Source organism: Shimia sp. FJ5 (genome assembly GCF_032918335.1).
Lineage (GTDB): Bacteria > Pseudomonadota > Alphaproteobacteria > Rhodobacterales > Rhodobacteraceae > Shimia > Shimia aestuarii_A.
Genome location: NZ_JAWJUV010000004.1, coordinates 426,944 through 440,916, shown reverse-complemented (window position 1 = coordinate 440,916; position 13,973 = coordinate 426,944). Strand labels below are relative to the sequence as shown.

The window sequence follows — 13,973 nt, the reverse complement described above, 5'->3', positions numbered from 1 at the left end:
TCCGATGCACACAACCAAAATACTATTCATACGAGACACCTCATGTGTCGTCAGTCGGCGAGATCGTCCAGGTTTCTAACTGCTACGACGGTGGGCAACAGACCGGTGATCGTGTCGTTCCAGCGAGTCAGCGGCGAGCGCGTCACATAGACGACGTCTTCCGGGATCAAGCTAAACTCCGTGCCAAGCAACCACCCCTCGGGGGAACTGGTTTCAAGCTGGTAGACGGTGGTGCGCCCACCAACACTCCGAAAAACGAACACCCCTCGCGCATCCGCGCGCACCTCTTTCAAGCCACCCTGGTTCGCGAGAGCTTGCGTCAAGTTGATTGGCTCTTTCGCCAGATCAACAACGCTGGGCTTGTCGACTTCACCGAGAATATAGGCCTGTTCATTGCGCAGTTCAGGCACGTGCACGACGTCGCCAGCACGTAGGATGGGGTTGTTTTGAACATAGTTGGCACGCAAGAACCCGTTCAGGTCAACGCCATAGGTGTGGCCATTGCGTTTCACAGTGATACGGCTCAAGTCCGCTTCTTCGGTGCCGCCGCCGGCGGCGTTCACCGCCTGAAACAGCGTAAGCGGANTCCGCTTCTTCGGTGCCGCCGCCGGCGGCGTTCACCGCCTGAAACAGCGTAAGCGGAACCGAGTTCAAGGTCTGCCGGTTCGGCGCGTTGACTTCTCCACCGACCAAGACGCTTTGAGAATTGAACTCTGCGACCCGAGCAACAACCTGCGGCTCAGGAATAATCTGGCGCAGCTTCTGGGACAGGTCACTTCGCACTTGCTCAATCGAGCGCCCTCCGGCTTCGATCTCGCCGATATGGGGGTAGAAAAATCGCCCGTCGGCCTGAACACGGAAGCCGTTCTCGCTTGCGCTACGGTCGGGTCCGGCTGGCATAGTCAATTCCGGGTGATCGTAGACGTCGATACTGAGGATGTCGCCAGGGCCGATCAGATACGACCACGAGGTATCGTAGGGCATCCGCGTGCGCGTAACCGGCTTGATCGCTTGTGTGTAGTTCTTGATGTTCTTGGTGCTCAGACGAACAACATCGAGATCTTGCTCTAGGTTGTCCTGCCCCTCGTCATCGACGGGGAAAGCCGTAAAACCATCAGTGCAGGAAGCAAGGAAGAAAGAACAGAGAAAACAGACCAGAAGTTTCTTCAAAGCAATGCTCCGCCGCCAGTTTTAACTTACGAGGTCTTCCTACCCTACTTAGGCACAAAGTCAATCGCTTCATCGACGATGATTTCCTCAGTAAATCACGGTAAACTTGGTGCAGAGGCGCGCGATTTCTCAGTCTATCAATATACGCTGCACCTTTTCACCGATTGACCCTTTGCGAGTTTGAGAGGCGGTATGTCACACCCATAGGTTGCTTGTGGCTCTGCGGTGGGGTGCAACCGATGCACCAATCCGCCCCCTCTGTCACTCCCTCGTCCTACCACGTGTATATGGGCAGGCCTACGGAGTTGGCACGCTACCGCCCTCCTCGCCTACCCCAAGGTAACCACACGGCAAGATGACGATCCTTCAAAAGGTTTCCGATGACAATCGCGGCGAGAATGCTAACCTCGCTGCACTGATCGGCAAGAGAACCCCGGCGTGATCGCGCTTCAAGGTTCCGAGGACCGAACTCAAAAAGACTGCCACGTTCGACACGGAGATACATCATGACGTTCCCAAAACGCGGTCCCATTGGGGTCTCGCTTACCGCCGCCCTGTTCATCGCTGCGGCGTCTACGGCTTCGGCCTTCACCGCATGCCAAGTGACCGACACTGGCGGTATAGATGATTCGAGCTTCAACCAGACCGCTTGGAAAGGCGCGCTCGATGCCAAGGAATCGTTGGGCATCGAAGCGCGATACCTCGAATCTCAAGCTGAAAGCGACTATGACGCAAACCTGAACTCGCTTCAGGGTGGGGAATGCGATGTCATCGTGACTGTCGGTTTCCTAATGGGAGACGCGACGAAGAAATCCGCCGAAGCCAACCCGGATCAGAAATTCTCAATCGTGGACTTCGCCTATGATCCCACGCTTCCCAATGTCCTTGGACAGGTCTACGCGACCGATGAAGCTGCCTTCCTGGCAGGCTACCTAGCCGCAGGCATGTCCAAGACTGGCGTTCTTGGTACTTTTGGCGGGATCAACATTCCCCCGGTGACGATCTTCATGGATGGCTTCGTCGCAGGCGCGAACTATTACAACGCGCAGAAGGGCACGAACGTCATGGTCCTTGGCTGGGACGCCGAGGCACGGGAAGGGCTTTTCACCAACAATTTCGAATCCCTCGACGACGGCCGCACCTACGCACAGAACCTCTATGACGAAGGTGCGGACATCATTCTGCCCGTCGCAGGGCCTGTCGGTCTTGGTTCTGCCGCGCTTGCAGATGAGTTGGGCACCGACGCGCTCAAGATCATTGGTGTGGACGCAGATCAGTATCTGACCGACCCCGAGAAGGGCCATGTCTACCTGACCTCGATCCTGAAACGCATGGATTCGACTGTGAAAGCCGTGATTGAAACGGTGCATGCCGGTGAATTCGAACCGGGGCTTCTTGTCGGCACCCTCGCCAACGATGGTGTCAGCATGGCGCCCTTCCATGATTTTGAAGACGCCGTTCCGGCAGAGCTGAAGGCCGAGCTTGATGATATCCGTGCTGGGATCATCGACGGCTCGATCAAGGTCGCGAACTAAGCTGAAATGGAAGAGGCCGGTTGCGCAGTGGCGTGATCGGCCTTTCTTCGTCCAGGGAGAGACCAACCTATGGATGTAGAGCTACGCGGGATCACCAAGCGTTTCGGTCCGGTCGTCGCCAATGACGCGATCAACTTGCATATTCGCGCCGGTGAAGTCCTTGGACTTCTCGGAGAGAATGGCGCCGGAAAATCGACGATGATGAATATACTCTCCGGGCTCTATACGCCCGACGAGGGCGAGATTCTCATCGATGGCAAAAGCGTCACCTTCGAAGACCCCGGTGATGGGATCGCAGCCGGTATCGGAATGGTGCATCAGCATTTCATGCTCGTGCCCGTCTTCACCGTCGCCGAGAACGTGGTCCTCGGCGTCGAACCCACGGGACGGTTCGACTATCTCGACCTCAAGACCGCGCGCAAACAAGTGCGCGAGATAAACGATCGCTATGGGCTTGAAGTCGACCCCGATGCCTTGATCGAAAGCCTCCCTGTGGGCATTCAACAGCGCGTGGAAATCCTCAAAGTTCTGTTTCGCTCGGCGGACGTTATCATTCTGGATGAACCGACCGCGGTTCTGACACCGCAGGAAGTTGAGGACTTCTTCGAGATCGTTCGCTCGCTTCGGGATGCAGGAAAGGCGATCGTCTTTATCACGCACAAGCTCCATGAGATTCTCGAGATTTCTGACCGGATCAGCGTGCTACGTCACGGCAGGATCACCGGAGAAGGCGATCCGGCGAAACTGACGACAGAAACCTTGGCCGAAATGATGGTTGGCCGTCCGGTGAGCTTTGCCGTCGACAAGGCGGCACCAAAAGCGGGCGCTCCAATGCTAACGGTCTCGGACCTTTGCCTTCTCGATGAGCATGACGACTTTGCGCTTGATCATGTCAGCCTTCAGGTGCGCTCGGGCGAAGTGGTGGGTATTGCGGGTGTGCAAGGCAATGGACAGACGGAATTGGTTGAGGCGCTAACGGGCCTAACCCGTCCTGCGACAGGAACAATTCTATTTGACGGACAGGATGTGACACGCAGCTCTGTGCGCGAGCGGCACCGGATGGGTATGGCGCATGTCCCCGAGGACCGTCTCCGCTCTGGCATGATCGCGAGCTTTTCCGTGGCCGAGAACATGGTCCTCAATTCCTATTACGATCCGACCTATGGCCGCGGCCTCGAGATCGACTGGCCCAAGGCCCAAACGACCGCGGCCCGCTATTGCATAGACTTTGACGTGCGCACGCCGAGCGTCTTCCTGCCGGCCGGACATCTCTCTGGAGGCAACCAACAAAAAATGGTCGTCGCACGCGAACTAGAGCGTGAAACAAAGCTCGTGATCGCTTCACAACCAACGCGCGGGCTGGATGTCGGCTCCATTGAGTATATCCATGAACGCCTGATCGAAGCCCGCGACGAAGGCGATGGTGTGCTTATTGTCTCCTCCGAGCTGGATGAGATCATGGGGCTTTCGGATCGTATTCTCGTCATGTTTGAAGGCCGTATCGTCGCCGAATTCGATGCAACCAATGGACCAGTCGACCGCAACGCGGTTGGCCTTGCAATGGCGGGGGCCTCGGAATGAGCGAAAACCTGAACGACAAGCTCGACACCGCAACTCAGACCTTGTTGCAACGCACCACGCGCGGACGGCAGGATTTCGAGACCCTCGTGATCGTGCCAATTTTCGCCGTTATTGCCGCACTTTTCCTCGGCGGGTTGATCATGTTGGCAACAAATGTCGACCTTGCCACCATTGGCGAGAGCTACCTTGCGCTCGCTCGTGGCTCTGTCGGCTCGCTCTCCGCCATTTCGGAAACCCTGACCGCCGCGATCCCGCTTGTGCTTGCGGGGCTTGGGCTTGCGCTCGGCTTTCGCGCCGGTCTCTTCAATATCGGTGCTGAAGGCCAACTCCTGCTTGGTGGCATGGCCGCTGTCATGGCGGGCTTCATGCTTGAGGGTCTGCCTTGGATCATCCACCTGCCTTTGGCGCTACTCGCCGGGGCGCTGGTCGGGGCACTCTATGCCTCGATTGCCGGTTGGCTCAAGGCCTCAACAGGTGCGCATGAGGTGATCTCGACGATCATGCTCAACCTGATCTCCTTCCGTCTCCTCGACTACCTACTACGCCAACCCTTCATCCAGAAAGAAGGTCGTGCCGATCCGATTTCCAAGTCCGTCCCTGACAGCGCAGAGCTTCCGCGCCTTCTTGAGTGGCTCGATCCCAATCTAAGGCTGCATGCGGGGGTTTTCCTCATGTTGGCGGCGGTTGCGTTCGTCTATTGGCTCTTGTTCCGCTCAAAGATCGGCTTTGCCTTCCGCGCTTCTGGCGAGAACCCTCATGCGGCGCGCTATGCCGGGATGCGCTCGGGGTTGATTATCATCGCGGCCATGGCCACGGCTGGTGCTCTGGCAGGGCTCGCAGGCGCAAGTCAGGTCTTAGGTGTCCTCGACCGCGCCACGCCGGGCTTTTCCGCAGGGATCGGGTTCGATGCCATCGCTGTCGCCCTCATGGGCCGGTCGCACCCGCTTGGCGTGCTGCTCGCAGGGTTGCTCTTTGGTGCGCTCGAAGCAGGCGGGCGACAAATGCAGGTCGACGCGGGCGTCTCAATCGACCTGATCAGCATCATTCAGGCACTTATCATTGTCTTTATCGCGGCCCCCCTCCTTGTCAAAGCGATCTTCCCTTGGGGATTCAGGCAACGCAAGAACGCCAAAGGAGGCTCGAAATGACCGCCGCGCCGACACAGACACAGAGCGAGACCATGGACACGGGGAAGGCCCGGCAGGCCCGGATCACTGGCGCTGTGCTTATCGCACTTTCTATCCTTGTCCTCTTTGTCTTTGGAATGGACTCCTCCGGCGACGCAACCTTCCGCCTCTCACGACCGACCGATCCTTGGGCACTGCCCAACCTCGTCGTACCTGCAGGGCCATTCAACTACGTCGCAGGCGCGCTTCTCGCGTTTCTTGGAGTCCGTCAGTTCTTGCAAGGGGGCGGGCGCTGGACGGCGCTATCGCTTGGGGTCGGGCTTGCAATCCTCGTTATGGCTTTCCTCGTCTGGGCGACCGCTGGCAAGGCATTCTCACTGACAGGTATGCTTCAAGCCACGATGGTTCGTGCGGTGCCCATCGCGCTTGGCGGTCTCGCCGGGGTGCTCTGCGAACGCGTCGCAGTGGTCAATATTGCGATTGAAGGCATGCTACTTGCCGGGGCGTTTACCGGTGCCTTGATTGGCTCGCTTCTGGGGGGATGGGGCGGTCTCATTGCGGCTGTGATCGTCGGCGGGGCTTTTGGCTTTATCCTAGCGGCCCTCGTCGTGACCTACCGCATGGACCAGATCATCGCCGGCGTCGTGATCAATCTCTTTGTCCTTGGGTTAACAAGCTATGTTAGTTCTCAGGTCTTTTCAGAGTATCGCTTTCTCAACAACGCGCCTGTTTTTCGCGCCTATAAGATCCCGCTTCTGGGAGACTTGCCTGTCATCGGACCAATGCTGTTCAAGCAAAACCTCTTTGTTTACGGCGCGCTGATCCTTGTCGCACTCTCAACCTACTACCTCTTCTTCACACGTAGTGGCCTGCGCGCCCGTGCTGTTGGCGAACACCCGCATGCGGCTGACACACTGGGGATCAATGTCTATCGCACGCGCTATCTCCACGTGACCCTCGGCGGCATGGTCGCAGGCTTTGGTGGGGCGTGGTTCACACTTGGTTCTGTTGGCCGCTTTGACGAGAACATGACTGGTGGGCGCGGCTTCATCGGTCTCGCGGCGATGATCTTCGGGCGCTGGCATCCGGTTGGGGCCCTTGCCGCCGCCCTTGTCTTTGGTTTCGCAGATTCCCTTCAGCAAAAACTCGCGCTCCTGCGCACGCCCATTCCTTCAGACTTCCTCGCTATGTCGCCCTATATCGCGACGATCATCGTGGTTGCGGGCTTTATCGGCAAAGCGCAGCCTCCAGCGGCCAATGGCAAGCCATACGTCAAAGAATAACCCCGCCCCCAAAAAGGGGACGGGGTCTCGCATCCCTCGCAAGGTATTCAGGTGATAAGGACCGGAACTGGCGAAATACTGGTGACCTTGTGGCTCACTGAGCCGAGCATATAGCCCTCAGACGCACCTAGCCCACGAGACCCGACAACGATCAGATCGCAGTTCTGTTCCTTCGCGAAGGCAATAATCGTCCGTGCCGAGGGACCACCCTTGATGTAGGCGTGTACGTTCCCGACCCCCAGCTCTTTGGCGCGGGCCTTGGCATGTTCACCAACTTCGCGGGACGCGGAGCGCATCACATCGTCAAGGTTGCCTCCTTTGTCATCCCCGCCACGCACCATCGACAACGAGGCTTCGAGGATCGAGTGGTGCCGATAAACCGTCAGCACGACAAGTTCCGCGCCACTAAGCTTGCAAAGCTCTGCCGCTTTCTCGAGCGCCGCATCCGCGCCCTTGGAACCGTCATGCGCCAGTAGGATTTTCTTGAACATCTTGGCCTCCTTACTTGCCGAACGCGAGGTCACGCAGGAAGAGCGCAATCTGTGGGAAGAAGATCAACAGGACCGCCACCGACAGAAGCATGAAGATAAAGGGAGGCGTCCCTTTGACCACTTCCGCATAAGGCCGTTTGAAGACCGCGATGGCCGTGAAGATGTCACAACCAAAGGGCGGCGTCGCACTGCCGATCGCGACCTGCAAAGTGATGATCGTCCCGACCAGAACCGGATCGAGCCCGACGGATTGCACCACCGGTGCAAAGATCGGCACGAAAATCAGGATCACGACGATCGGGTCAACGAACATACAGCCGACGAAGAACGCGATCGAGATCGTAAACAGTACGCCATATTGGCCCATCTCGTCGATGCCGATACTGCCGAGAACCTGCTGCGGGATCTGGGCGAAGCTGATGACGTAGGAGAACGCGGCCCCTGCCCCGACAAGAATAAAGACCACTGCCGTGATCAACCCGGTCGATTTGGCGGTGGCATAAAGCTCGCGCATGCTCATTTCGCGAAACACGGCCATCTCTAGGAACAGGGCATAGAGCACACAGGCCGCCGCCGCTTCGGTGGGTGAGAAGATCCCGCCATAAATGCCGCCAACGATGATCACCGGGAAACCGAGAGGCCAAAGCGCGCGCTGAATGGCGCGGGCACGCTCAGCCCAGGTTGATTTCGGCTCGGTTGGGACGTTGTTCCGAACCGCGTAAATGTAAGAGTAGATAGAGAAGAGGACCAGGATCAGAAGCCCCGGCCCGATCCCCGCGATGAACAGCTCGGAGATCGAGGTGCCCGAAACGACGCCATAGATAATCATGCCGATGGATGGTGGGATCAGAAACGCGATATCCGACGAGTTCACGATCAAGGCAAGGACGAAGCTATCCTTGTAGCCCGCCTTGAGCATCCTTGGGCGCAGCGGGCCGCCCACGGCGACAACTGTCGCCTGTGTTGACCCCGAGACGGCCCCAAAAAGCGTACAGGCAGAGGCGGTGGAGACCGCAAGCCCGCCTTTCAAGTGACCCACGAAGGTCATCACGAGGTCGATCAGACGGTTCGCCGATTGTCCCCGGGTCATTATGTCAGCCGCGAAGATGAACATCGGCACGGCGATCAAACTGGCGGGCTGAATGCCGCCCAGGATCTGCTGCACCATCGTATCAAGCTGCCCCACCCCGCCAAAGAGAGAGACAAACCCGATCAGCGACCCTGCGATGAGTGGGATCATCATCGGAAAACCGAGCAAGAGGAGGACTATCATCACACCAAAGATTGAAAGTGCCATGGTCTCAGACCTCCTCTGCGGCGTTGTCGGAATAGCCCTCAAGGGTGCTGGTCGAGAGCCAGATATCCTTGTGGATCATGTTCTTGATCGCTGTGAGCGCATATTGAAGACCCGTCAGGAAGAACCCAAGCGGCGCCCAGACGATGATCCACCAGACAGGCACCTGTAGCGCTGGAAGCACCCGACCACGCGAGGCCTGTGTCGCGACATAGTCGATCGAATACCAAGCAAGCAGGAACATCGCGGCAGCGGTCACAAGCGCAATCACGACCATCAGGATCTTGCGCAATGGCGGCGGCATGGCGTCGAAAAAGGCCGACATGCGAATATGGCGCCCGTGCCGCGCCGCATAGGAGATCCCGGCAAAGGTAATGAGAACGATTAGCGCACGATTGACTTCTTCGGAGAAGAAAAGGCTCTGCCCTAGGACGAAGCGCCCGACGACATTTGCCATCGTATTGATCGCCATGAGCAAGACGCCAATCGCCAACAGCACCGCCTCGATCCTCGCGATCGCCACATCGATAACGCCGAGAAATCCGGGAAGGCCAGACACATAGTTGGAATCGTCGATATCGTCGCTGGTTACTGTCGGCTGCACCTGCGCCGCCAAATCTTGGTCTATCGAAGGGGCTTTGTCATCGTCACGCTGCATCGGCACGGTCCTGCATGAAAAAAGGAACTGGATAGTATTGGACAACAGCCGGGCCATCGCTCAAGCGACCGCCCGGCTTGATCTTTGATAGAGAGGTCAAATCCCCCTCAATCGGTTACTCGGCGGCGTCCAGATCAGCTTTCAGTTGGTCAAGAATGGCTTTCGCCTGGTCACCACCAATCTCGAGAAACTCTTGCTCCACCGTATCCGCCGTTGCCATGAAGGGCGCGCGCTCTTCGTCGCTCAACGTGGTGATCGTCATCGAGGGCTTGGCTTCTTTGATCTTGGCCAGCGACTCTTCAGTCAGCCCCGACTGGTAATCAATGATGTAGTCAAACGCGACGTCGATCGCGTCGCTGACGAGCGCCTTGTCCTCATCTGACAGGCCATCATAGAAATCCTTGTTGGCCATCACAGCGGTCGTGAAGTTGTTATGACCGGCGCGCGTGATGTGGTCGGTGACTTCATACATCTTCGTCGACTCGATAAAGAAGGCCGGGTTCTCCTGACCCTGGATGATACCGGTCTGAAGCGCGCCATAAACTTCGCCCCACGGTAGCGGCGTCGGCGTCGCGCCAAAGGCTTTATAGCTCTGGACGAGCAACGGGTTGGTCATGACGCGGAACTTAACCTCGTCAAGATCGGCAGGCCCGGTGACCGGCTCTTTCGTGGTCATCATGACTTCGCCTTCCGGGAACATCGTCAAGAGCTCAAGCCCCTGCTCCGCATAAAGCGGCGGGAAGAGCTCATTGATGGCCTTGGACGTCTTGAAAAAGCTGGCGAGCTTCGCTTCGTCCTGCGGCAGCAGATACGGCACAAAGAAGACCTGCGCTTCCGGAATCAGGGCCCCGGTAAAGCCCGGAGATTGGTCAACGAACTGCAGGATACCAGACTGTGTTTGCTCCATGATGCTGTCGGATTCACCGAGCGTTCCAAACGGGAAGAGCTGAATTTGATGATCCGAGTTCGCCTCGATTTCTTCCTTGAATTTCTGGGCGAACTTGCCCTGAACTTCGTCCATCGCCTCTTCGAAGGCGTAGCGCCAGGTATCTGCCATTGCACTTCCGGTCCCCAAGATCAGGGCCATTGCACTGGTGACGAAAAATTTCTTGTAAGACATTGCTGTTTTCCCTGTGATCGCGCCCACCGCAATGCAGCGTTCTGTGAACGGGGGGCATGGTTTCAGGCCGCAGACATTTACCAATACGGCTTCCACGGAGGGTCTGATGGGGAAAATCTCAAGTCAATCTTTACATTGAACCATGACAATTTATACACACGGCTTCAGCCAGATGGCATCTGCACGCCGCCCTGACGGGGCAATAGCCTGCTCACTATGGTCAACGCCGCCTCTAGGTCACGCCGCGCCACGCCCCCCAAGCATAGCCGGATCGCGGGTCTCGGATTGGAGACAAAAAAACCACTGCCAGCCGCAAGAGCGACACCCTGTGCCAGTACATCTCGCTGAAAGGTGGCTTCATCCATCCCTTCCGGTAACATCACCCAACGGTGAAGCCCATGGCGAGCTCCAAGGCTCTTCGTGCCGAGTATGCTTTCAGCGAGCCGGTTTCGCGCCACGAGTTCCGAGCGCTGTGCAGCAAGCAAGTGATCAATGGTGCCGGTCTCGATCCAATCCTTCGCAATTTCCGCCATCAAAGGCGTTACCATCCAGGCTGCGGACATATGATGGCTCACCGCGCTCTCTACGCGTGCCTCGGGAATCGCCAACATGCCGATGCGGAGTCCAGGTGAAAGGCATTTGGTCATACCAGTGAAATAGAACGTGTGATGTGGCGCTAGGGTGGCGATGGGCGGGGGACGACGTGCCGCCAAGGGACCAAGCGGATCACATTCGAGAATCGCAAGCCCCTGCGAGACCGCCGCATCTGCGAGGGCCGCCCGTCGATCCGCATCGACGATCCGGGCGCATGGTCCTGCACCTGACGGAAGCAAGAACACGGCCTTCATCTGTCCGCCGGCATCCTTCGCAGCCTCCACAAGCGCATCGGGACACATGCCACGGTCGTCGCAGGCGATGCCGCGCAATTGAAGCTGCAAGGACTTTGCAGTGGGCCGGAGTGTGTGGCTCGTCAGTGTCTCGGTCGCGATGACATCCCCCGGACTCGCAACGGTTGCAAGAGCCACATGCATTGCAGGTGTCATCCCGTTGGTCACAAGAATTCGCCCGGTCCCGACGACGAGGCCACATCGCCCAAGCCATGCCGCCGCCATATTGGCGTAGCGGGACGCTGTTTGCCGAGGCCGAAACCCGTAGATCACTGTTTCATCCAAACGCCCAGCAATACGGTGCAAGGTTTCGCTCCAAGCCTCGTTGATCTGAGCGAGTGCAACTGGTGTCATTAGGGAGAGGTCGTACTTTGGCTGGATACGAGTGCTCTTGTGCCAAGGCGTGGTCATCGTCTCCCGCAACCTCGCCTTCACGAAAGAGCCTCGCCCCACCTCGCCTGTCACAAGATCGGCGCGAATAAGCTCTTCATAGGCTCTGCTAACCGTCTGCACCGACAGTCCGAGTTGCCATGCGAGATCACGATGTGGCGGCAATCGATCACCCGACCGCAAAGCGCCCGCTTCAATTGCATTCGCGATACCTTGTGCAAGACTCCGATAGGCAGGTCTCGTAATATCTTCCGGGGTCAATGGCCAATGCGACATGCTACGACCGTTGCCCAGCGCTTGATGATTGTCCAGACGCGATGGCATGCACCCGTGCACAGGAAACCGCACGAGCAGACCTGTGATTCTGCGAGCGTTTGCACTTGTCCTCGCCCAGACTCACGATGTTCATGCGGCGTCCTGATAGCTGGGCGCCATGTCGTCACCTAGAAAGACCGCGCGCCAATCTGCGGCGAAGTCGCTTTCTTCTTCGGTAGCCGCACATCCTGTTGCGAAAGTGCTAAGGTCGTCCAAGCGCAGCACGTCTTCGAGGGCGTTCGCCCATCGCTTTGTATCACAATAGGCCACGGGTTTGGCACCATCACCAACTTGATCCAGCAACCCATCCACGGGCGACAATAGCACCGGAACGCCTGCGGCCTTGGCTTCTCGCACCACGAGGCCAAATGCCTCCCATCGAGACGGCACGGCGACGAAATCGACCTCTCTGTAAGCCTGCGCAGGGTCTTCTGCATGTCCCCGGAATTCAATACGCGGATCGCCAGCGGAAAGCTCTTCAAGGCGGGCTTTTTCGCTTCCCTGACCGAATATCAATAGCCGTGCATCTGGCGATGGGCACAGACGAAAGGCATCAATCAGGATGTCGAACCCCTTCTGACGCTCAAGCCGCCCAATCGCTCCGATGACGCGCGGTTTGCGCGTTGGGCGAACGATCTTTGTCAGCGCGCCAAGCTCGACCTGTGGCTGAATCACGCGAAGTGCATCAGTTGACACCAAGCTGCGCGCCCTTAGCCAGTCTGCTTGTGCATGGCTGACCGAGACCACGGTGTCGAAGAGAGAATAGGCAACGCGCAAGAGAGCGAAGAAACGCGATTTTCGCGCAACGTTCAATGCTGTGAACGCTCGCGTATAGCTATGTTCGACATGCACAAGGCGCGCCGACGCATTCATGGCGCGCAGCGCAACAAGTCCTGGCAAGCCACGCCAGCTCACAGTCAGGTGCGAAACGATCACATCAGCATCAATGCGTCCGATCGTCAGGGAGCCACGATTGATCGCGTGAACTGACTGCTCCACACACCCCGTAAGCTCCGGACGACCGGTAAGGTGGTCTAGGGTGCGCATAACACCGCCTGCGGTGGTGTCATCGACAAGATGAACAACTTTAATCATGGTCATGGGAATGGAGCCTCTTTCCTTATCGGGACGCGATGCCTGCGCGCAAACGCACAGCGTAGTTGATAGGCGACGGCCCTATCGCTCTGAGAAGCGCCGCTGCCGCAATTGTGGTGACTGTCTTGATGGGTTCTTCGATGATCGGCACGAGGGAGTGATACATAGCGTGCCGCACCAACGCCCATGCCGCGTCACCATCCAGAGCGCTGACCGCCCTACGCGCAAGATAGCGCAACTGATATGCCCGCGCCGTCGCTTCATGGCGCATAAAGAACTCTGGATTGAGGGGGCGCAGCTTGCTCACGACCCGTTCCCAGGCCGCAAGCTGACGATCCGTATTCGCCGAGAGCCCGTTGCCGTTGATCCGGTACATCGTCAGAGGCCCGCGCACACCTTCAATCTGCCAATCGGTGGTCAAGGCAAGGCGGAGCCAGCATTCGATATCTTCCGACTGGCGAAATGTCTCATCGAAGACCCAGTCACGGCTTGGCTCAGATCTCGGGCGGTAAGCAAGATCGCGCAATGCCGCGCGTCGCATAACGGCCGCCGAACCATTGCCGATCGGATTGCGCTTGAAGACATGCGCTCCGGTCACTCCCTTGAGCCGGGGCCGTTGTGCCGCCCCCATCGGAAGCCCCTCCTCGTCGATCAGCCGAGACCCGGAATAGCTCAGGCCGATGTCAGCATTCTGATCGAGATGCTCGACATGCGCCGCGAGTTTCTCTCTGGCCCAGAGATCATCAGCATCACAGAACCCTATGTATTCGCCGCGCGCTGCGGCGATTCCGGTATTTCGCGCACCTGCAAGACCACGGTTTGCTTGCGACACCACGTTGACACGCGGATCGGTTGCGTAGGCAGCTGCAACCGCGCCTGTTTCATCGGTCGACCCGTCGTTGACGACGATGATCTCGAAGTCAGAAAAACTCTGTGCCAGCAGAGAGTCGAGCGTGGCGGGCAGCGTATCGGCTGAGTTGTAGGCCGGAACAACAATTGAGGCGCGAGGCATAGGGAACTCCTGTGA

At 58.0% G+C, this 13,973-nt stretch carries 13 protein-coding genes; 4 read left to right on the top strand and 9 right to left on the bottom strand.

Annotated elements, in window-relative coordinates; all coding sequences use genetic code 11:
* Positions 1 to 50: 50 nt before the first annotated feature.
* Together R1W01_RS15120 and R1W01_RS15115 are read right to left on the bottom strand one after the other, a co-directional pair.
* Positions 51 to 563, bottom strand: coding sequence for an SLBB domain-containing protein (locus R1W01_RS15120; RefSeq protein ID WP_317275303.1), 513 nt, complete (start codon positions 561 to 563; stop codon positions 51 to 53).
* Positions 481 to 1,170 (bottom strand): polysaccharide biosynthesis/export family protein, encoded by a 690-nt coding sequence (locus R1W01_RS15115; protein ID WP_317275302.1) that lies wholly within the window; start codon positions 1,168 to 1,170, stop codon positions 481 to 483. Before R1W01_RS15115 ends, R1W01_RS15120 begins: the two co-directional genes overlap by 83 nt.
* Positions 1,171 to 1,676: 506 nt before the next feature.
* Between R1W01_RS15115 and R1W01_RS15110 the strand changes: the two genes are divergently transcribed.
* The 4 genes from R1W01_RS15110 to R1W01_RS15095 all read left to right on the top strand — a co-directional run bounded on the left by R1W01_RS15110 (position 1,677) and on the right by R1W01_RS15095 (position 6,696).
* Positions 1,677 to 2,705, top strand: a complete 1,029-nt coding sequence (locus R1W01_RS15110) for a BMP family protein (protein ID WP_243613395.1) — start codon at positions 1,677 to 1,679, stop codon at positions 2,703 to 2,705.
* Between the two features lie 69 nt (positions 2,706 to 2,774).
* On the top strand, positions 2,775 to 4,286 hold the full coding sequence (locus R1W01_RS15105; RefSeq protein WP_297758844.1) for an ABC transporter ATP-binding protein: 1,512 nt from the start codon (positions 2,775 to 2,777) through the stop codon (positions 4,284 to 4,286).
* Positions 4,283 to 5,434, top strand: a complete 1,152-nt coding sequence (locus R1W01_RS15100) for an ABC transporter permease (protein ID WP_297758846.1) — start codon at positions 4,283 to 4,285, stop codon at positions 5,432 to 5,434. Before R1W01_RS15105 ends, R1W01_RS15100 begins: the two co-directional genes overlap by 4 nt.
* Positions 5,431 to 6,696 carry an ABC transporter permease gene (locus R1W01_RS15095; protein WP_297758848.1) on the top strand — a complete coding sequence of 422 codons (1,266 nt, stop codon included), beginning with the start codon at positions 5,431 to 5,433 and terminating at the stop codon, positions 6,694 to 6,696. Before R1W01_RS15100 ends, R1W01_RS15095 begins: the two co-directional genes overlap by 4 nt.
* Positions 6,697 to 6,743: 47 nt before the next feature.
* Here R1W01_RS15095 and R1W01_RS15090 read toward each other — a convergent pair whose 3' ends face one another.
* The 7 genes from R1W01_RS15090 to R1W01_RS15060 all read right to left on the bottom strand — a co-directional run bounded on the left by R1W01_RS15090 (position 6,744) and on the right by R1W01_RS15060 (position 13,958).
* Positions 6,744 to 7,187: a universal stress protein gene (locus tag R1W01_RS15090; RefSeq protein WP_243613391.1), complete on the bottom strand. Its 444-nt coding sequence runs from the start codon at positions 7,185 to 7,187 to the stop codon at positions 6,744 to 6,746.
* Positions 7,188 to 7,197: 10 nt separating this feature from the next.
* Positions 7,198 to 8,484 carry a TRAP transporter large permease gene (locus R1W01_RS15085; protein WP_297758850.1) on the bottom strand — a complete coding sequence of 429 codons (1,287 nt, stop codon included), beginning with the start codon at positions 8,482 to 8,484 and terminating at the stop codon, positions 7,198 to 7,200.
* A 4-nt stretch (positions 8,485 to 8,488) separates the two neighbouring features.
* Positions 8,489 to 9,139 (bottom strand): TRAP transporter small permease, encoded by a 651-nt coding sequence (locus R1W01_RS15080; protein ID WP_297758853.1) that lies wholly within the window; start codon positions 9,137 to 9,139, stop codon positions 8,489 to 8,491.
* Positions 9,140 to 9,254: 115 nt separating this feature from the next.
* A complete protein-coding gene (gene dctP, locus R1W01_RS15075; RefSeq protein ID WP_411028167.1) occupies positions 9,255 to 10,259 on the bottom strand; it encodes a TRAP transporter substrate-binding protein DctP in 1,005 nt (334 codons plus the stop codon).
* 164 nt (positions 10,260 to 10,423) lie between these two features.
* Positions 10,424 to 11,812, bottom strand: coding sequence for a PLP-dependent aminotransferase family protein (locus tag R1W01_RS15070; RefSeq protein WP_297758856.1), 1,389 nt, complete (start codon positions 11,810 to 11,812; stop codon positions 10,424 to 10,426).
* A gap of 129 nt (positions 11,813 to 11,941) precedes the next feature.
* Entirely contained in the window at positions 11,942 to 12,952 is a 1,011-nt protein-coding gene (locus tag R1W01_RS15065; RefSeq protein ID WP_317275301.1) for a glycosyltransferase family 4 protein, read from the bottom strand.
* Between the two features lie 19 nt (positions 12,953 to 12,971).
* A complete protein-coding gene (locus R1W01_RS15060; RefSeq protein ID WP_297758862.1) occupies positions 12,972 to 13,958 on the bottom strand; it encodes a glycosyltransferase family 2 protein in 987 nt (328 codons plus the stop codon).
* Between the last annotated feature and the right edge of the window lie 15 nt (positions 13,959 to 13,973).

Coding starts and splice junctions, on each gene's coding strand:
- R1W01_RS15080 (WP_297758853.1), bottom strand. CDS start 9,139: ATGCAGCGTGACGATGACAAAGCCCCTTCGATAGACCAAGATTTGGCG.
- R1W01_RS15090 (WP_243613391.1), bottom strand. CDS start 7,187: ATGTTCAAGAAAATCCTACTGGCGCATGACGGTTCCAAGGGCGCGGAT.
- R1W01_RS15100 (WP_297758846.1), top strand. CDS start 4,283: ATGAGCGAAAACCTGAACGACAAGCTCGACACCGCAACTCAGACCTTG.
- R1W01_RS15065 (WP_317275301.1), bottom strand. CDS start 12,952: ATGACCATGATTAAAGTTGTTCATCTTGTCGATGACACCACCGCAGGC.
- R1W01_RS15085 (WP_297758850.1), bottom strand. CDS start 8,484: ATGGCACTTTCAATCTTTGGTGTGATGATAGTCCTCCTCTTGCTCGGT.
- R1W01_RS15070 (WP_297758856.1), bottom strand. CDS start 11,812: ATGTCGCATTGGCCATTGACCCCGGAAGATATTACGAGACCTGCCTAT.
- R1W01_RS15060 (WP_297758862.1), bottom strand. CDS start 13,958: ATGCCTCGCGCCTCAATTGTTGTTCCGGCCTACAACTCAGCCGATACG.
- R1W01_RS15095 (WP_297758848.1), top strand. CDS start 5,431: ATGACCGCCGCGCCGACACAGACACAGAGCGAGACCATGGACACGGGG.
- R1W01_RS15110 (WP_243613395.1), top strand. CDS start 1,677: ATGACGTTCCCAAAACGCGGTCCCATTGGGGTCTCGCTTACCGCCGCC.
- R1W01_RS15105 (WP_297758844.1), top strand. CDS start 2,775: ATGGATGTAGAGCTACGCGGGATCACCAAGCGTTTCGGTCCGGTCGTC.
- dctP (WP_411028167.1), bottom strand. CDS start 10,259: ATGTCTTACAAGAAATTTTTCGTCACCAGTGCAATGGCCCTGATCTTG.